This window comes from Caldicoprobacter faecalis (assembly GCF_900115765.1).
Lineage (GTDB): Bacteria > Bacillota > Clostridia > Caldicoprobacterales > Caldicoprobacteraceae > Caldicoprobacter > Caldicoprobacter oshimai.
In genome coordinates this window covers 101,756-117,028 of sequence record NZ_FOXR01000005.1, presented here as the reverse complement: position 1 = coordinate 117,028, position 15,273 = coordinate 101,756, and the positions used below count along the sequence as shown (strand labels likewise).

The 15,273-nt window shown below is 47.5% G+C and carries 32 protein-coding genes; all 32 read left to right on the top strand.

The window, feature by feature from the left end; genetic code table 11:
- A partial coding sequence (locus BM241_RS03765) for an EF-Tu C-terminal domain-related protein (protein ID WP_449240102.1) occupies positions 1-95 on the top strand: 95 nt, incomplete at its 5' end.
- Between the two features lie 156 nt (positions 96-251).
- Positions 252-560 carry a 30S ribosomal protein S10 gene (gene rpsJ, locus BM241_RS03760; protein ID WP_025748456.1) on the top strand — a complete coding sequence of 103 codons (309 nt, stop codon included), beginning with the start codon at positions 252-254 and terminating at the stop codon, positions 558-560.
- 40 nt (positions 561-600) lie between these two features.
- Positions 601-1,242 carry a 50S ribosomal protein L3 gene (rplC, locus tag BM241_RS03755; RefSeq protein ID WP_025748455.1) on the top strand — a complete coding sequence of 214 codons (642 nt, stop codon included), beginning with the start codon at positions 601-603 and terminating at the stop codon, positions 1,240-1,242.
- 31 nt (positions 1,243-1,273) lie between these two features.
- Positions 1,274-1,897, top strand: coding sequence for a 50S ribosomal protein L4 (gene rplD, locus BM241_RS03750; protein ID WP_025748454.1), 624 nt, complete (start codon positions 1,274-1,276; stop codon positions 1,895-1,897).
- A complete protein-coding gene (gene rplW, locus BM241_RS03745) occupies positions 1,897-2,193 on the top strand; it encodes a 50S ribosomal protein L23 (RefSeq protein ID WP_025748453.1) in 297 nt (98 codons plus the stop codon). Before rplD ends, rplW begins: the two co-directional genes overlap by 1 nt.
- A 16-nt stretch (positions 2,194-2,209) precedes the next feature.
- Entirely contained in the window at positions 2,210-3,037 is an 828-nt protein-coding gene (gene rplB / locus BM241_RS03740; RefSeq protein WP_025748452.1) for a 50S ribosomal protein L2, read from the top strand.
- A 38-nt stretch (positions 3,038-3,075) separates the two neighbouring features.
- Complete coding sequence (rpsS, locus tag BM241_RS03735; RefSeq protein WP_025748451.1) at positions 3,076-3,360, top strand: 30S ribosomal protein S19; 285 nt, start codon at positions 3,076-3,078, stop codon at positions 3,358-3,360.
- Between the two features lie 36 nt (positions 3,361-3,396).
- On the top strand, positions 3,397-3,786 hold the full coding sequence (rplV, locus tag BM241_RS03730) for a 50S ribosomal protein L22 (protein WP_025748450.1): 390 nt from the start codon (positions 3,397-3,399) through the stop codon (positions 3,784-3,786).
- 14 nt (positions 3,787-3,800) lie between these two features.
- Positions 3,801-4,487: a 30S ribosomal protein S3 gene (gene rpsC / locus BM241_RS03725; RefSeq protein WP_025748449.1), complete on the top strand. Its 687-nt coding sequence runs from the start codon at positions 3,801-3,803 to the stop codon at positions 4,485-4,487.
- Positions 4,474-4,902, top strand: a complete 429-nt coding sequence (rplP, locus tag BM241_RS03720) for a 50S ribosomal protein L16 (RefSeq protein ID WP_025748448.1) — start codon at positions 4,474-4,476, stop codon at positions 4,900-4,902. The genes rpsC and rplP overlap by 14 nt, the downstream gene beginning before the upstream one ends.
- On the top strand, positions 4,899-5,102 hold the full coding sequence (rpmC, locus tag BM241_RS03715) for a 50S ribosomal protein L29 (protein WP_025748447.1): 204 nt from the start codon (positions 4,899-4,901) through the stop codon (positions 5,100-5,102). Before rplP ends, rpmC begins: the two co-directional genes overlap by 4 nt.
- A 27-nt stretch (positions 5,103-5,129) precedes the next feature.
- On the top strand, positions 5,130-5,456 hold the full coding sequence (gene rpsQ, locus BM241_RS03710; RefSeq protein WP_025748446.1) for a 30S ribosomal protein S17: 327 nt from the start codon (positions 5,130-5,132) through the stop codon (positions 5,454-5,456).
- Complete coding sequence (gene rplN / locus BM241_RS03705; RefSeq protein ID WP_025748445.1) at positions 5,431-5,799, top strand: 50S ribosomal protein L14; 369 nt, start codon at positions 5,431-5,433, stop codon at positions 5,797-5,799. The genes rpsQ and rplN overlap by 26 nt, the downstream gene beginning before the upstream one ends.
- A 15-nt stretch (positions 5,800-5,814) precedes the next feature.
- Entirely contained in the window at positions 5,815-6,147 is a 333-nt protein-coding gene (gene rplX / locus BM241_RS03700; RefSeq protein WP_025748444.1) for a 50S ribosomal protein L24, read from the top strand.
- A gap of 23 nt (positions 6,148-6,170) precedes the next feature.
- Positions 6,171-6,716 (top strand): 50S ribosomal protein L5, encoded by a 546-nt coding sequence (rplE, locus tag BM241_RS03695; protein ID WP_025748443.1) that lies wholly within the window; start codon positions 6,171-6,173, stop codon positions 6,714-6,716.
- 17 nt (positions 6,717-6,733) lie between these two features.
- Positions 6,734-6,919, top strand: coding sequence for a type Z 30S ribosomal protein S14 (locus BM241_RS03690; RefSeq protein WP_025748442.1), 186 nt, complete (start codon positions 6,734-6,736; stop codon positions 6,917-6,919).
- 30 nt (positions 6,920-6,949) lie between these two features.
- Entirely contained in the window at positions 6,950-7,345 is a 396-nt protein-coding gene (rpsH, locus tag BM241_RS03685) for a 30S ribosomal protein S8 (protein ID WP_092282051.1), read from the top strand.
- Positions 7,346-7,381: 36 nt separating this feature from the next.
- The gene (rplF, locus tag BM241_RS03680; RefSeq protein ID WP_025748440.1) at positions 7,382-7,921 is read left to right on the top strand and encodes a 50S ribosomal protein L6; all 540 of its coding nucleotides are present in this window, start codon (positions 7,382-7,384) and stop codon (positions 7,919-7,921) included.
- Positions 7,922-7,942: 21 nt separating this feature from the next.
- The gene (gene rplR, locus BM241_RS03675) at positions 7,943-8,311 is read left to right on the top strand and encodes a 50S ribosomal protein L18 (RefSeq protein ID WP_025748439.1); all 369 of its coding nucleotides are present in this window, start codon (positions 7,943-7,945) and stop codon (positions 8,309-8,311) included.
- A 13-nt stretch (positions 8,312-8,324) separates the two neighbouring features.
- A complete protein-coding gene (rpsE, locus tag BM241_RS03670) occupies positions 8,325-8,825 on the top strand; it encodes a 30S ribosomal protein S5 (protein ID WP_025748438.1) in 501 nt (166 codons plus the stop codon).
- Between the two features lie 14 nt (positions 8,826-8,839).
- Positions 8,840-9,025 carry a 50S ribosomal protein L30 gene (gene rpmD / locus BM241_RS03665; protein WP_025748437.1) on the top strand — a complete coding sequence of 62 codons (186 nt, stop codon included), beginning with the start codon at positions 8,840-8,842 and terminating at the stop codon, positions 9,023-9,025.
- 16 nt (positions 9,026-9,041) lie between these two features.
- Positions 9,042-9,482, top strand: coding sequence for a 50S ribosomal protein L15 (rplO, locus tag BM241_RS03660; RefSeq protein ID WP_025748436.1), 441 nt, complete (start codon positions 9,042-9,044; stop codon positions 9,480-9,482).
- 1 nt (position 9,483) lies between these two features.
- Positions 9,484-10,746, top strand: coding sequence for a preprotein translocase subunit SecY (secY, locus tag BM241_RS03655; RefSeq protein WP_092282050.1), 1,263 nt, complete (start codon positions 9,484-9,486; stop codon positions 10,744-10,746).
- Positions 10,747-10,755: 9 nt separating this feature from the next.
- A complete protein-coding gene (gene map / locus BM241_RS03650; RefSeq protein WP_025748434.1) occupies positions 10,756-11,499 on the top strand; it encodes a type I methionyl aminopeptidase in 744 nt (247 codons plus the stop codon).
- A 15-nt stretch (positions 11,500-11,514) separates the two neighbouring features.
- Entirely contained in the window at positions 11,515-11,790 is a 276-nt protein-coding gene (locus BM241_RS03645; protein ID WP_025748433.1) for a KOW domain-containing RNA-binding protein, read from the top strand.
- 13 nt (positions 11,791-11,803) lie between these two features.
- On the top strand, positions 11,804-12,022 hold the full coding sequence (gene infA / locus BM241_RS03640) for a translation initiation factor IF-1 (protein WP_025748432.1): 219 nt from the start codon (positions 11,804-11,806) through the stop codon (positions 12,020-12,022).
- A 15-nt stretch (positions 12,023-12,037) separates the two neighbouring features.
- On the top strand, positions 12,038-12,151 hold the full coding sequence (gene rpmJ / locus BM241_RS03635; protein WP_025748431.1) for a 50S ribosomal protein L36: 114 nt from the start codon (positions 12,038-12,040) through the stop codon (positions 12,149-12,151).
- Between the two features lie 57 nt (positions 12,152-12,208).
- Positions 12,209-12,595: a 30S ribosomal protein S13 gene (gene rpsM / locus BM241_RS03630; protein ID WP_025748430.1), complete on the top strand. Its 387-nt coding sequence runs from the start codon at positions 12,209-12,211 to the stop codon at positions 12,593-12,595.
- A gap of 3 nt (positions 12,596-12,598) precedes the next feature.
- On the top strand, positions 12,599-12,991 hold the full coding sequence (gene rpsK, locus BM241_RS03625) for a 30S ribosomal protein S11 (protein ID WP_025748429.1): 393 nt from the start codon (positions 12,599-12,601) through the stop codon (positions 12,989-12,991).
- A 25-nt stretch (positions 12,992-13,016) separates the two neighbouring features.
- A complete protein-coding gene (gene rpsD, locus BM241_RS03620) occupies positions 13,017-13,646 on the top strand; it encodes a 30S ribosomal protein S4 (RefSeq protein ID WP_092282049.1) in 630 nt (209 codons plus the stop codon).
- A 77-nt stretch (positions 13,647-13,723) separates the two neighbouring features.
- On the top strand, positions 13,724-14,671 hold the full coding sequence (locus tag BM241_RS03615) for a DNA-directed RNA polymerase subunit alpha (protein WP_025748427.1): 948 nt from the start codon (positions 13,724-13,726) through the stop codon (positions 14,669-14,671).
- 41 nt (positions 14,672-14,712) lie between these two features.
- Positions 14,713-15,228, top strand: coding sequence for a bL17 family ribosomal protein (locus BM241_RS03610; protein WP_025748426.1), 516 nt, complete (start codon positions 14,713-14,715; stop codon positions 15,226-15,228).
- Positions 15,229-15,273: the final 45 nt, after the last annotated feature.

Below are 15,273 nucleotides of genomic sequence, written 5' to 3'. Positions count from 1 at the left end.
TTACGCCCATAGCGATAGAGGAAGGGTTGAGGTTTGCTATAAGAGAAGGTGGCAGGACTGTAGGCGCCGGTGCTGTAACTAAAATCATCGAGTAATGAATTGCCGGTAAGCCGGTTTTAAAATGGGAATACCTGTGGACACCAGAGCTACAGCCGTTTTAAGTAGCCCGGTGGATGAAGCGGGGATGTCCTTGAAGCTTTAGTTGAAATGTGGCCGGGTAAAACCTGCGTGGTGTTTAAAGGAGGGAGAACATGGCGACTCAAAAAATCAGGATTAAATTGAAGGCCTATGATCACGTTTTGATAGATCAATCGGCTCAGAAAATAGTAGAGACTGCCAAGAGGACAGGGGCAAAAGTATCGGGTCCTATTCCTTTGCCCGTTGAAAAGAGCATAATAACCATACTTCGTGCTCCGCACAAGTACAAGGATTCCCGCGAGCAATTTGAGATGAGGACGCATAAGCGCCTGATAGATATACTAAATCCTACTCCCAAGACCGTGGATTCTTTGATGAGGCTAGATCTTCCTGCTGGGGTGGATATCGAAATTAAACTGTGAGCGGTAGAGAGCCACTACTAGGGAATGGAGGTTGAGACGAATGACTAAGGCGATTCTGGGTAAAAAGTTGGGGATGACCCAGGTTTTTACCAAAGATGGCGTGGTGGTACCGGTTACTGTGGTTGAGGCAGGCCCTTGCGTTGTTACCCAGATAAAGACTCCGGAAAAGGATGGGTACAGCGCTATTCAGGTGGGCTTTGAGGATATCCCCGAAAGGCTTTTGAACAAGCCTTTAAAAGGCCATTTCGATAAAGCCAAGGTGCCATATAAAAGGTATTTAAGGGAACTCAGAGTTTCCAACATTGAAGACTATAAAGTGGGAAGCGAGATAAAGGCGGATATCTTTTCAGAAGGTGACAGGGTAGACGTAACGGGTTACAGCAAAGGTAAAGGTTTTACCGGTAACATCAAGAGATGGAATCATAGCAGAGGGCCTGAGACCCACGGTTCTAAATACCATAGAGGTCCTGGTTCTATGGGTTCTAATACTTTTCCGGGTCGCGTATTAAAGACCAAAAAGCTTCCTGGCAGGATGGGAGTGGAGAGGGTAACCATCCAAAACCTGGAGGTTGTCAAGGTAGACCCTGAAAGGAATCTCATGCTGATAAAAGGGTCGGTACCGGGGCCTAAGGGCGCATTGCTCATCATCAAGGAAACGGTAAAACAAGCAGCAGAGAAATAGGGGTATATGCTTTAAGAAGGGAGGAGAAGTTATGCCCAACGTAGCTTTATATAACATAGAAGGCACCCCTGTAGGCGAGATTTATTTAGATGACGGGGTATTTGGTGCAGAGATCAATGAAGCGGCTATATATCAAGTGGTAAAGATGCAGCTGGCCAATAAGCGACAGGGTACACAGTCCGCTTTGACGCGCGGAGAAGTGCGTGGCGGCGGCAGAAAGCCCTGGAGGCAGAAAGGTACTGGTCGTGCACGGCATGGTAGCATCCGCTCGCCCTTATGGGTTAAGGGTGGTGTGGTGTTTGCTCCAAAGCCGAGGGATTATTCCTACACCGTACCCAAGAAGATTCGCAGGCTGGCAATGAAGAGCGCATTATCGTCCAAGGTTGCAAATGATGAGATCATCGTACTTGACTCGCTAAAATTGCCGCAACCCAAGACTAAGGAAATGGCAAGAGTATTGAAAAATCTCAAAGTAACCAGGAAGGCATTGGTGGTTTTGCCGGAGAAAGACGAAGTAGTGCAGAGAGCCATACGGAACATTCCAGGCGTAAAGCTTGCCTATATAAATACGCTTAATGTGCTGGATATATTGAATTATGATATGTTTATAGCCACTCAGGATGCCGTGCGCCGTATAGAGGAGGTGTACGCGTAATGAAGAATCCCCACGATATAATCATAAGGCCGGTTTTGACTGAAAAGAGCTATAAGGAGATGCAAAACAAGAAGTACACGTTTATAGTGGACATAAACGCCAATAAGATAGAGATAAAAAAAGCTATAGAGCAGATATTCGGCGTGAAGGTTGAGAAGGTAAACACCATGAGATACAAGGGCAAGCTCAAGAGAATGGGTGTCCATGTAGGGAGGACGCCTGCATATAAAAAGGCGATCGTCAAACTTGCTCCTGACAGCAAGGAAATCCCGTTCTTTGAAGGAATGGCGCAATAAGGAGGGATAAGGAATCATGGGTATAAAAGTGTATAAGCCAACCTCCCCTGGTAGGCGCAACATGAGCGTTTTGACCTTTGAAGAGATCACAAAGAAAGAGCCCGAAAAGTCTTTAGTGGTGCCTTTAAAGAAGCATTCTGGTAGAAATAATGAAGGTCGTATAACCGTCAGGCACAGAGGCGGTGGAGTAAAAAGGAAATACAGAATAATTGATTTTAAGAGAGATAAGGATAACATCCCTGCTAAAGTGGCGGCTATCGAATATGACCCCAACAGGACTGCCAATATAGCCCTGCTCCATTACAAGGATGGCGAAAAGAGGTATATCATAGCTCCTTTAGGCTTAAAAGTTGGCGACACTGTGATGTCGGGTGAAAATGTTGACATCAAGGTAGGAAATGCCCTGCCTTTAAGGAATATTCCTGTGGGAACCATCATTCACAACATAGAGCTGTATCCGGGCCGTGGGGGGCAATTGGTACGGGCTGCTGGCGGAGCCGCTCAGCTGATGGCAAAGGAAGGGGATTATGCCCATGTCAGGTTGCCCTCTGGAGAAATAAGGATGATACATTTGGATTGCAGGGCTACCATTGGACAGGTTGGAAACCTGGATCATGAGAATGTTTCGATCGGGAAGGCTGGTCGTAAACGTCATATGGGCATACGTCCAACAGTACGCGGTTCTGCTATGAACCCGGTGGATCATCCTCATGGCGGTGGCGAAGGCAAAGCACCTATTGGACTACCAGCACCTGTTACACCATGGGGTAAACCTACTTTGGGCTATAAGACCAGGAAAAAGAACAAGGAATCCGATAAGTATATTATCAAGCGCAGGCGTTAGTTTAAACGCAGTTTGGTTGGATGAAGGGAGGCGGATGTATGAGTCGTTCAAAGAAAAAAGGGCCGTACGTATGTGAAAGCTTGCTTAAAAAGATCAGGGCTATGAATGAATCCGGCAAAAAGGCCGTTATAAAGACTTGGTCCAGAGATTCCACAATTGTGCCTGAGATGGTGGGCCATACTATAGCGGTTCATGACGGGCGCAAGCACGTTCCGGTATACATCACGGAAGAAATGGTGGGGCATAAGTTGGGCGAGTTTGCTCCTACCAGGACGTTTAGAGGGCACGGTGACCATACTGAAAAGTCCACGTCACTGAAGTAAGCATTGTGACCATTTTAATGAAGGGAGGCGGTACGCATGGCTACCAGGATCAGAGAAAAAGCAAAAGCTCGCGAACAAAACAAAGATACGCGCCCCAGGGCTATTGCAAGGTACATCAGGATGTCCCCCAGAAAGGTGAGAGCGGTGATAGATTTGATCCGGGGGAAAACAGTCAATGAGGCTTTGGCCATACTGGCTAATACGCCCAGGGCCGCTGCAAGGCCGGTTATGAAGGTGCTGAAGTCCGCTATTGCTAACGCGGAGAACAATATGAACATGAGTCAGGACAATCTGTACGTTGCTGAGATATACGCAGATCAGGGGCCCACTCTGAAGCGAATAAGGCCGCGTGCCAGGGGTATGGCTTATATGATCCGTAAGAGGACCAGCCATATTACCGTCGTGCTAGATGAGATCAAGAAGTAGGGAGGGATAATTTCGTGGGTCAAAAAGTACACCCCCATGGTTTAAGGGTTGGTATCATTAAGGATTGGGACGCCAAATGGATTGTTCCCAAGAAATATTTTGCCGATACCCTGATAGAGGATGTAAAGATAAGAGAACTGATTAAAAATAAACTTTATACAGCTGGCATTTCTAGAATTCAGATCGAAAGGGCTGCCAATAAGATAAGGATCAATATCCACACTGCTAAGCCGGGGATTGTTATAGGGAAAGGTGGAGCCGGCATCGAGGCCTTGAAAAACGAGCTGGAGAAGTTTACAAAGAAAAGCGTCATGATCAACATTATTGAGGTCAAGGTGCCGGAGCTTGATGCCCAGCTGGTGGCAGAAAACATCGCCGCCCAAATTGAGAAGAGGATTTCTTACAGGCGTGCTATGAAGCAGGCCATTGCGCGGGCTATGAAAGCAGGTGCCAAAGGTATAAAGACCATGGTATCGGGGCGTTTGGGCGGAGCAGAGATTGCAAGAAGCGAAGGATATCATGAGGGCACCATACCGCTTCAGACATTGAGAGCGGATATTGATTACGGATTTGCAGAAGCTCATACCACATATGGGCGCATTGGCGTGAAGGTATGGATCTATAAAGGAGATGTTCTCCCAAAACCCAAGAACAAGGATTTACCAAAAGCAGAAGGGGGAAATACCGATGTTAATGCCTAAGAGAGTAAAGTATCGCAAACAGCAGCGTGGAAGGATGAAGGGGAAAGCCACCAAGGGTAATACCGTTACTTATGGTGAATACGGGTTGCAGGCCCTAGAGCCTGGTTGGATCACCAGCAATCAGATTGAGGCCGCGCGTATTGCCCTTACCCGATATATCCGAAGAGGCGGAAAGGTGTGGATCAAGATTTTCCCACACAAGCCTGTTACCAAAAAACCTGCTGAGACCCGAATGGGTAGCGGGAAGGGTTCACCCGAATATTGGGTAGCTGTGGTCAAGCCAGGACGCGTCATGTTTGAAATCGCGGGAATACCGGAAGATGTTGCGCGCGAGGCCTTGCGTTTGGCTGGTCACAAGCTGCCTATCAAGTGCAAGTTTGTTAAAAGAGAAGAGTTAGGTGGTGAGGCATTATGAAGGCCAGCAAGTGGAGAGAGATGACCAACGAGGAGCTAAAGGAAAAGCTAAATGAGCTGAAGAGTGAGCTGTTTAATCTCCGCTTTCAGCTAGCCACCGGACAGCTGGAGAATCCAATGAGAATACGCGAAGTGAAAAGGGATATAGCCCGTATTAAGACTATCCTTCGCGAAAGAGAGTTAAAAGCTGCTGAGATGTAATAAAAAATGTTAGAAAGGAGGGGCTGTATGGCGCAGAAAACTCGAGGCAAAAGGAAGGTCCGCATAGGCGTTGTCGTCAGCGATAAGATGGATAAAACTGTTGTGGTGGCTGTCGAAAGAAAGGTAAGGCACGACCTATACGGCAAGGTAATAAAGCGCACCAAGAAGTTTAAGGCTCACGATGAAAATAACGAATGCCGAGTTGGCGACAAGGTAATGATCATGGAGACCCGACCGCTCAGCAAGGAAAAGCGGTGGAGGGTAGTGGAGATACTCGAGAGAGCTCAGATGGCAGAGCCATTGCCGCTCGAAGAAGGAGGGGACGAAGATGGTGCAGCAACAAACACGCCTTAAAGTAGCAGACAACACTGGTGCAAAGGAAATCATGTGCATCAGGGTGTTGGGCGGTTCCAGCAAAAAGTATGGGAATATAGGCGATATCATAGTGGCTTCCGTAAAGAGCGCCACGCCCGGCGGTGTTGTTAAAAAGGGCGATGTGGTAAAGGCAGTTATAGTGCGTACAAAGAAGGGGCTACGAAGGCCCGATGGTTCGTACATCAAGTTTGATGACAACGCTGCGGTGATCATCAACGAGGCAAAGCAGCCTGTAGGTACTCGAATCTTCGGACCTGTCGCCAGAGAATTGAGGGATAAGGATTTTATGAGGATAGTATCTTTAGCTCCTGAGGTACTGTAAAGGAGGTGGGTTAAGTTGGCAGCTAGAAGTAAGCTCCATGTGCGAAAAGGCGACCTGGTTGAGGTGATATCAGGAAAGTACAAGAATGTGCGGGGCAAGGTAATTGCAGCCTTTCCTAAACAGGGGAAGGTGATTGTGGAAAAGGTCAATATAGTTGCCCGCCATCAGAAACCTCGAGGGGTAAATCAGCCGGGTGGAATAATTCGCACTGAAGCGCCCATATATGCCAGCAAGGTTATGCTGGTATGCACCAAGTGCAACCAGAGGACGCGCGTTGGGCACAAGATACTGGAAGATGGTACAAAGGTACGGGTTTGCAAGAAATGCGGTGAGACTTTTAATGACTAGGTCTTTGAAGGGAGGGAAATGGTGTGGAGCCACGATTGAAAGAGCTGTATAAGAAAACTGTCGTTCCAGCTATGATGGAAAAGTTCGGGTATAAAAACGTCATGGAAGTACCCAGACTGGAAAAGGTCGTAATAAACATGGGAGTGGGAGATGCCAAGGAGAACCCTAAGTTCCTGGAAAGCGCTATGGAGGAGCTGGCAGCAATAACGGGGCAAAGGCCGGTTGCTACTGTGGCCAAAAAATCAGTGGCGGCTTTTAAAGTGAGAGCAGGTATGAAGATTGGCGCTAAAGTAACCCTGCGCGGTAATCGGATGTACGAGTTTCTGGACAGGTTGTTCAACATAGCGCTCCCTCGTGTAAGGGACTTCAGGGGCGTTTCGCCCAAATCCTTTGATGGCCGCGGTAACTATGCTCTAGGAATAAAGGAGCAGCTCATATTCCCTGAGATAAACTACGATAAGGTCGAGAAGATAAGGGGAATGGACGTTATAATAGTTACCACTGCAAAGACCGACGAAGAGGCAAAGGAGCTTTTAGCGTTACTGGGTATGCCATTTGCAAAACAGTGATAGGGAGGGAAAGTTGAGTGGCCAGAAAAGCGTTGATTGTAAAGCAGCAAAAAAAGCCCAAGTACTCGACAAGGGCTTATAACCGTTGCCGTTTGTGTGGCCGGCCTCGTGCGTATTTGAGGAAGTTTGGAGTATGCCGCCTGTGTTTCAGGGTACTGGCTCATAAGGGACAAATACCAGGCGTCAGGAAGGCAAGCTGGTAAGCAGGAGAGACTGAAAGGAGGTAAAGAAACATGGTGACCGATCCAATCGCGGATATGCTCACACGCATTCGCAATGCTTTGATAGCTAAGCATGAGACGGTGGATGTACCAGCTTCAAACGTTAAGAGAGCGATAGCTCGGATACTGCTGGAAGAGGGATATATCAGGGACTTCACCGAGATCGAAGACGGAAAGCAGGGCATCCTGCGGATTACCCTGAAGTATGGTCCCAACAAGCAAGGGGTTATTACCGGGCTTAAGAGGATAAGCAAACCCGGTTTGAGGGTATACGTGAAAAAGGACCAGGTCCCCAAAGTTTTAGGCGGATTGGGCATTGCCATCATTTCTACGTCCAAAGGCATTATGACCGATAAACAGGCACGCAAGGAAGGATTGGGAGGAGAAGTGCTCTGCTATATCTGGTAAGTTGCTGTAACTTTAACGGAATGGAGGTGTTTTGAAATGTCAAGAGTAGGGAAACGGCCTGTAATCATTCCCTCTGGAGTCACAGTGAGCGTGGATTCCAATAACAACGTTACCGTAAAAGGGCCGAAGGGCGAACTAACCCAGCGCATTCACAGGGATATGAAAGTAATTGTCGATGGAAACATGGTGAGGGTGGAACGTCCAACTGACGAGAAATTTCACAAAGCCCTGCACGGTTTGAGCCGTACCCTGATTCAAAACATGATTGAGGGTGTAACCAGAGGCTACCAAAAGAGCCTAGAGATTGTAGGGGTAGGTTACAGGGCTCAAAAGCAGGGCAAGAAGCTGGTGTTGTCGGTTGGATACTCCCATCCGGTTGAGATAAATGAGGAGCCTGGTATTGAGTTTGAAGTACCTGCTCCCAATAAGGTCATAGTTAAGGGAATTGATAAGCAAAAGGTAGGGGAAGTGGCAGCAAGGATCAGGAGCGTAAAGCCCCCTGAACCCTATAAGGGTAAAGGCATAAGATATGAAAACGAGAGAGTAATACAAAAGCAGGGTAAGGCTGGTAAATAATAGGGGAAGGAGTGACGCGGCGTGATTAAAAAGGTAGACAGGAATGAAGCCAGGAAAGTTCGGCATATGCGCATTAGAAAAAAAGTCAAAGGCACCGCAGAGAGACCACGCCTGAATGTTTTTAGAAGCCTGAAGCATACCTATGCGCAAATAATCAACGATGAGATAGGGCATACCCTGGTATCAGCCTCCACCCTTGATCCAGAGTTGAGAGACAAGATCGTTGGCAAAACCAAAAAAGAGGCTGCCAGAATGGTTGGCCAGTTGATCGCCAAACGAGCCCTGGAGAAAGGGATAAAAAAAGTTGTATTTGATCGCGGAGGTTATAAATATCATGGAAGAGTACAAGAAGTAGCGGCTGGTGCGCGAGAAGCCGGACTGGAGTTTTAAAGGAGGGTAACGCATGCAGCGGATAGATGCTAGTAAGTTGGATCTTAAAGAACGGGTTGTGAGCATCAATCGTGTATCCAAGGTTGTGAAGGGCGGAAAAAACTTTAGGTTTAGCACCCTTGTGGTTGTGGGGGATGAAAACGGACATGTGGGAATAGGTCTTGGCAAAGCAGCCGAGATTCCTGATGCTATCAGGAAGGCTGTTGAAAAGGCCAAGAAGAACATGATTAAAGTTCCCATTATCAATACCACCATTCCTCATGAGGTGATAGGCGAGTTTGGTGCAGGCAAGGTAATCTTGATACCTGCCCGTGAAGGTACGGGAGTTATAGCAGGTGGTCCTGCGCGCGCTGTGTTGGAGCTGGCGGGTATTCGCGATATTCTGACAAAATCGATAGGCTCCAACAATCCCATCAACGTGGCATATGCCGTGATGGAAGGGTTGTCCAAGTTGAGAACGCCTGAGGAAATTGCCAGGCTCCGTGGTAAGTCGGTCGAGGAGATACTAGGTTAAGGAGGTAGTAAGCGATGGGTAAACTGAGAGTAACCCAGGTGCGCAGTACTATTGGCTGCACGCAGGATCAAATTGCAACCCTTAGGGCTCTGGGCCTTAGGAAGATAAGGAGTCAAAAGATTCATGAGGATAACCCTACTATTCGGGGAATGATACAGAAAGTCAAGCATCTAGTAGAAGTTGAAGAGATAGAGGAGTAACGGGGAGGTGTATCAGGTGAAACTGCATGAATTGAGGGCTCCAGAGGGCAGCAACAAAAAGCCAAAGCGAAAGGGTAGAGGAATCGGTTCGGGACATGGCAAGACAGCCGGGCGCGGCCATAAGGGACAGAAAGCCAGAAGCGGCGGAGGGGTTCGACCAGGTTTTGAAGGCGGACAGATGCCATTGACCAGGCGCATTCCCAAGCGAGGGTTTACCAACATCTTTGCCAAGGTATACAGCGAGGTAAATGTTGGCGACCTGGAGATATTCGAACCCGGTACAGTGGTCACCCCCGAGCTTTTGAAGGAAAAAGGTTTGATAAAGAAGATTAAGGATGGTGTTAAGATCTTAGGGGACGGCGAGCTTACCAAGAGCTTGATAGTCAGGGCCCATAAGTTCAGCAAAACAGCCCAACAGAAGATTGAAGCTGTTGGAGGTAAAGCAGAGGTGATTTAAAGTGTTTGAAACCTTGAAGAATGCCTGGCGGATAGACGACCTTAGGAAAAAGATTATCTATACGCTCCTCATGCTCTTGGTTTACAGGGTGGGGAGCTTCATACCGGTTCCCGGGATTGACAGCAGCTATGTAAGGGATTTGGTGGAGGGAAATACTCTCCTGGGGCTGCTGGACATCATCTCGGGAGGAGCGTTTGCCAACTTCACCATATTTGCTATGGGTATAACCCCATACATTAACGCGTCCATCATAATGCAGCTGCTTACGGTCGCTATCCCCAGGCTTGAACAGCTGGCCAAAGAGGGCCAGGAGGGGCAAAAGAAAATCGCGCAGTATACCCGTTACGCCACCGTGGTTCTTGCTTTCATACAGGCTATCGGTATTACCTACGGACTTGCAGGGGAAGCACTGGAGAATAGAAATCTTCTGGGGTATATCATTGTAGCTTTGACCCTGACTGCTGGGACGGCCTTTTTGATGTGGCTGGGTGAGCAGATTACCGATAAGGGGATAGGCAACGGGATATCTCTCCTTATATTTACCAGCATCATATCTAGGCTTCCGGTGGCAGCGGTATCGCTGTGGCAGCTGGCTTTTGTGGCCAAGACTATAAGCCCCTGGAGCTTGCCAATAGTCGTAGTATTCGCTATCTTGTTGGTCGCCGCGGTAATATTTGTGGATTCCGGGGAAAGGAGAATACCCGTACAGTATGCCAAGCGCGTTGTTGGGCGTAAGGTATACGGCGGGCAAAGCACCCATATACCGCTAAAGGTTAATTCCTCTGGCGTTCTCCCCATCATATTCGCGGTGTCGATATTATCTTTGCCCCAAATTATAGCGCAATTTTTCCCTGGCAGTGGATTCAACGCATGGGTGGAAAAATATTTTCATCAGGGAACCGCTCTCTACGGGGTTTTGTATGCGCTGTTTATCATATTCTTCACCTTTTTCTATACGCAGATTACCTTTAACCCCGTTGAGATTGCAAACAACTTGAGGCAGTATGGCGGTTTTGTCCAGGGTATAAGGCCAGGCAAGCCAACCGCTGACTACCTTGCACGTATATCCAACCGCATTACTCTCGTGGGGTCATTGTTCCTGGTAGCGGTCGCCATAATTCCCATTGCTGCATCGGCAGCGACTAACATGCCTATGTATTTTGGTGGGACGGCCATCCTCATCGTGGTAGGTGTGGCTCTTGAAACAGTGAAACAGCTGGAAGCCCAGATGCTTATGAGGCATTACCGAGGTTTCTTAAAGTAGGGTTGCCATATGATCATCATAAAATCTAAAAAAGAACTCGAGATCATGCGTGAAGCTGGGAAGATTGTAGCGGGGGCCCATGAGCTGGTTGCAAAGAGCATTGAGGTAGGGATGACAACGGCTCAGCTGAATAGACTGGTGGAGGAATATATATACCGCCACAATGCAATTCCTTCGTTCAAAGGATATCATGGGTTCCCAGCCAGCATATGTACCTCGATAAATAATCAGGTGATTCATGGTATTCCTGGTCCTGTTCAGCTACAGGATGGGGATATTGTCAGTGTAGATATAGGAGTAATGTACAAAGGCTATCATGGAGACGCGGCAAAGACATATGCTGTTGGGAACGTGCATCCTCGTGCCCTACAATTGATCAAAACCGTTGAAGAAGCATTCTATGAAGGATTGAAATATGCCCGGCCAGGATACCGCCTCTCTGACATATCCCACGCCATTCAAATTTTTGTAGAAAGTAAAGGTTATTCTGTGGTTAAGGCCTTTGTGGGGCATGGGATAGGTCAGAACATGCATGAAGACCCTCAAGTGCCCAATTATGGCCCCCCAGGTAGAGGCGTGCGGCTACGCCCGGGAATGACTTTGGCTATCGAACCCATGATCAATGAGGGGACTGATCAGGTGGTCATACTGGATGACGGGTGGACCGTCGTGACGCAGGACGGAAGCCTGTCAGCCCACTATGAGCACACCATTGCTATCACTGATGGTGACCCCGAAATATTAACTCAGTAAAAGTGGGTGAATGTAATGCATGATGATATGGATATAGGGAGAGTGGTGTTGGCCAAAGCGGGGCGGGACAAAGGCAAACATTTTATAATCATAGGCAGAATTGATGAAAACTATGTGTGGATTGCAAATGGCAGAACCAGGTCAATAGACAAACCCAAGAAAAAAAAGATAAAGCATCTGGAAGCAAAGCCGCATGTGGTGTATAATGTGAGAGAAAAAATTTTAAGCGGTAAAAAAGTGTTTGATGCTGAGCTCAGAAAGAGCTTGGAAGCGTTGGGATATGAACAATAGGAGGGTGAGCTGTTTGGCCAGGGAAGATGTAATTGAGGTTGAGGGCACTGTGGTGGAAGCGTTACCTAATGCGATGTTTCAGGTGGAGCTGGAAAACGGCCACAGGGTTTTAGCCCACCTGTCCGGGAAACTTCGCATGAACTTCATACGCATTTTGCCCGGCGACAGGGTAACGGTCGAACTATCGCCATATGACCTCACTCGTGGCCGAATTACTTGGCGTCTTAAATAAAGGAGGGATACAGCAATGAAAGTGCGACCATCGGTTAAAGCCATATGCGAGAAATGCAAGATAATAAAGAGAAAAGGTAAAATAAGGGTGATTTGTGAAAATCCCAAGCACAAACAAAGACAGGGATAATCCCATGATGTTTTGAAATATGAAAAAATGGAATAATTAGAGTACGGAGGTGTAACAATGGCGCGTATTGCCGGTGTTGATCTGCCCAGGGACAAAAGGGTAGAAATTGCTCTGACATATATCTATGGCATTGGGAGAGCCAAAGCCAATGAGATTTTGGCCGCTACTGGCGTTAATCCCGATACCAGGGTAAAAGATTTAACCGAAGAAGAAGTAGCCAAGTTAAGGGATTATATCGACAAAAATGTAAAGGTCGAAGGCGACCTTCGTAGGGAAGTTGCCCTCAACATAAAGAGATTAATAGAAATTGGCTGTTATAGAGGGATAAGGCACAGGAGAGGTTTGCCGGTTCGCGGGCAGAGGACGCGCTCCAACGCACGGACGAGAAAAGGTCCGAGACCGGGTATTGGCACAAGGAAGAAGAAGCTGCAAGGAGGCGTGTGAGGAATGGCAAAGCAAGCACGTAAAACTAAAAAGAGACGTGAGAGAAAAAATATAGAACGAGGAATAGCCCATATTCAATCGACTTTCAATAACACCATTGTGACCATAACTGATACTGCAGGGAATACGATTACGTGGGCAAGCGGTGGTACTATAGGGTTTAGTGGGACCAAAAAAGGCACTCCTTATGCGGCGCAGTTAGCAGCTGAATCGGCCGCTAAGGCTGCCATGGAACATGGATTAAAGACGGTGGAGGTACACGTAAAAGGCCCGGGAGCGGGACGGGAAGCTGCTATTCGTTCGCTGCAGGCTGCTGGGTTAGAGGTAAGCCTCATTAAGGACGTTACTCCCATACCACATAATGGCTGCCGGCCGCCCAAACGCAGAAGGGTATAATAAAATGTTTGGAGGTGTTAAGTGAATGGCAAGATATACAGGACCTGTATGCCGGCTTTGCAGGCGCGAGGGCATGAAGCTTTATTTGAAAGGAAGCCGTTGCTATACCGATAAATGCGCTTTCGAAAGAAGGCCTTTCCCTCCGGGGCAACACGGAAGGAATAGAAAAAAGCTTTCGGAATATGGGCTTCAGCTGCGTGAAAAGCAGAAGGTCAAGAGGATATACGGCGTATTGGAGAGGCAGTTTGAAAGGTATTTTGAGATGGCTGAGCGCATGAAGGGCGTAACGGGCGAAAATCTCCTGCAGATACTGGAGAGAAGGTTGGATAACGTAGTATACCGTATGGGATTTGCAAGCTCCCGTGCTCAGGCGCGCCAGCTGGTACGTCATGGGCATTTTACTGTAAACGGTAAGAGGGTGAACATTCCTTCTTATCTTGTGGATGTAGGTGATGTAATTGCCGTTGCCGAAAAGAGCGCTGCCAAAATGGAGCATTTTAAAGCCCTGCGTGAGCAAGGCCCGGCTGGTAATATAGTTCCGTGGTTGTCCGTTGATTTTGACAAATTGGAAGGGACAGTAACAGCGTTACCTACACGCCAGGATATTGATGTGCCTATTCAGGAGCACCTGATCGTTGAGCTGTACTCCAAGTGATGATTTGTCATAAGCTGAAAAGCGTCTCACCCTCGGATAGGTATAGTTCAACAATGTTATGAGGAGGGTTTATTTGAATGATTGAAATTGAGAAGCCGAGAATAGAGATTGTGGAAATGAGCGAAGACAACCGCTACGGCAAATTCGTGGTGGAACCCCTGGAAAGAGGGTTTGGCATCACCCTTGGCAATTCCTTAAGGAGGGTGCTGCTGTCTTCGTTGCCAGGGGCCGCTGTTACTTTCATTAAAGTAGATGGCGTGCTCCATGAGTTTTCCACAATACCGGGCGTGAAGGAAGACCTGGTTGAGATAATTCTCAACCTTAAAGAGCTGTGTATAAAGATGGAGACCAATGAGCCGAGGGTTTTGACCATAAATGCCCAGGGGCCTTGTGAAGTAAAAGCGGGTGATATCATTACTGATGCCGATGTGGAGATTGTAAACCCTGACTTGCACATAGCCACTCTGAACGAAGATGGAAAGCTCTATATGGAGATGAACGTTGAGAAAGGCAGGGGTTATGTGCCGGCAGAGAAGAATAAGAAGCCGGGGCAGCCCATTGGCATCATTCCTATTGACTCGATATTTACCCCCATCAGAAAGGTAAATTTCACGGTGGAGGATACTCGCGTTGGGCAGGTTACCGACTATGACAAGCTGACGCTGGAGGTTTGGACAAACGGTACCATAAAGCCCGACGAAGCAACCAGCCTGGCTGCCAAGATATTGAGCGAACATTTAGCTCTGTTTGTCAATTTAACTGACCATGTAAATGATGTCGAGATAATGGTAGAAAAAGAAGAAGATAAGAAAGAAAAAGTGCTTGAGATGACCATAGAAGAGCTTGACCTTTCTGTTCGCTCTTACAACTGCTTGAAGCGTGCCGGGATCAACACGGTGCAGGAGCTTATTCAGAGGACAGAAGAGGACATGATGAAGGTGAGGAACCTGGGTAAGAAATCCCTGGAAGAAGTGCAACAGAAATTAAAGGCTTTAGGATTGAGCCTGAAAAAGAAAGAAGAATGACCTACGAGATTGCAAACACCACGTGAAAAGGAGGCGATACTATGGCCAAACAGAGAAAGTTGGGCAAGCCCAGCGACCAAAGGCGTGCACTGCTTCGAAATCAGGTTTCTGCATTGCTGTGGCATGGAAAAATAGTTACTACTGAGGCAAGGGCCAAGGAAGTGCGTCGCATTGCTGAAAAGCTCATTCACCTTGCCGTGAATGAGTATGATAAGACGGTAAAGGTACAAAAACAGGTCAACAACGAAAAGGGCCAGACCGTTACTATAGAGGTTACCAACGATGCACCTTCTAAATTGAACGCTAGAAGAAAGATGATGGCTTTCCTCTATGACTTGCGCGAACCCAAGACCCGTGAGGAGACCAAGAAGGAATACAAGCAGCGCATGAGAGAGATAAAGCATCCTCTTATAGAGAAGCTGTTTAATGAATATGGGCCTAAATACAGGGCCAGAAATGAGGAAAAGAACTGTGCTGGAGGTTATACCAGGATTATCAAGCTAGGTCCCAGAAGAGGGGACGGCGCCGAACAGGTGCTCATAGAGCTGGTAGATTGATTTTGACGGTGGATTAAGTGTTACATTTAATCCATAATTTTTATC

Coding starts and splice junctions, on each gene's coding strand:
- rpsJ (WP_025748456.1), top strand. CDS start 252: ATGGCGACTCAAAAAATCAGGATTAAATTGAAGGCCTATGATCACGTT.
- rplC (WP_025748455.1), top strand. CDS start 601: ATGACTAAGGCGATTCTGGGTAAAAAGTTGGGGATGACCCAGGTTTTT.
- rplD (WP_025748454.1), top strand. CDS start 1,274: ATGCCCAACGTAGCTTTATATAACATAGAAGGCACCCCTGTAGGCGAG.
- rplW (WP_025748453.1), top strand. CDS start 1,897: ATGAAGAATCCCCACGATATAATCATAAGGCCGGTTTTGACTGAAAAG.
- rplB (WP_025748452.1), top strand. CDS start 2,210: ATGGGTATAAAAGTGTATAAGCCAACCTCCCCTGGTAGGCGCAACATG.
- rpsS (WP_025748451.1), top strand. CDS start 3,076: ATGAGTCGTTCAAAGAAAAAAGGGCCGTACGTATGTGAAAGCTTGCTT.
- rplV (WP_025748450.1), top strand. CDS start 3,397: ATGGCTACCAGGATCAGAGAAAAAGCAAAAGCTCGCGAACAAAACAAA.
- rplP (WP_025748448.1), top strand. CDS start 4,474: ATGTTAATGCCTAAGAGAGTAAAGTATCGCAAACAGCAGCGTGGAAGG.
- rpmC (WP_025748447.1), top strand. CDS start 4,899: ATGAAGGCCAGCAAGTGGAGAGAGATGACCAACGAGGAGCTAAAGGAA.
- rpsQ (WP_025748446.1), top strand. CDS start 5,130: ATGGCGCAGAAAACTCGAGGCAAAAGGAAGGTCCGCATAGGCGTTGTC.
- rplN (WP_025748445.1), top strand. CDS start 5,431: ATGGTGCAGCAACAAACACGCCTTAAAGTAGCAGACAACACTGGTGCA.
- rpsH (WP_092282051.1), top strand. CDS start 6,950: ATGGTGACCGATCCAATCGCGGATATGCTCACACGCATTCGCAATGCT.
- rplF (WP_025748440.1), top strand. CDS start 7,382: ATGTCAAGAGTAGGGAAACGGCCTGTAATCATTCCCTCTGGAGTCACA.
- rpsE (WP_025748438.1), top strand. CDS start 8,325: ATGCAGCGGATAGATGCTAGTAAGTTGGATCTTAAAGAACGGGTTGTG.
- rpmD (WP_025748437.1), top strand. CDS start 8,840: ATGGGTAAACTGAGAGTAACCCAGGTGCGCAGTACTATTGGCTGCACG.
- map (WP_025748434.1), top strand. CDS start 10,756: ATGATCATCATAAAATCTAAAAAAGAACTCGAGATCATGCGTGAAGCT.
- BM241_RS03645 (WP_025748433.1), top strand. CDS start 11,515: ATGCATGATGATATGGATATAGGGAGAGTGGTGTTGGCCAAAGCGGGG.
- rpmJ (WP_025748431.1), top strand. CDS start 12,038: ATGAAAGTGCGACCATCGGTTAAAGCCATATGCGAGAAATGCAAGATA.
- rpsM (WP_025748430.1), top strand. CDS start 12,209: ATGGCGCGTATTGCCGGTGTTGATCTGCCCAGGGACAAAAGGGTAGAA.
- rpsK (WP_025748429.1), top strand. CDS start 12,599: ATGGCAAAGCAAGCACGTAAAACTAAAAAGAGACGTGAGAGAAAAAAT.
- rpsD (WP_092282049.1), top strand. CDS start 13,017: ATGGCAAGATATACAGGACCTGTATGCCGGCTTTGCAGGCGCGAGGGC.
- BM241_RS03615 (WP_025748427.1), top strand. CDS start 13,724: ATGATTGAAATTGAGAAGCCGAGAATAGAGATTGTGGAAATGAGCGAA.
- BM241_RS03610 (WP_025748426.1), top strand. CDS start 14,713: ATGGCCAAACAGAGAAAGTTGGGCAAGCCCAGCGACCAAAGGCGTGCA.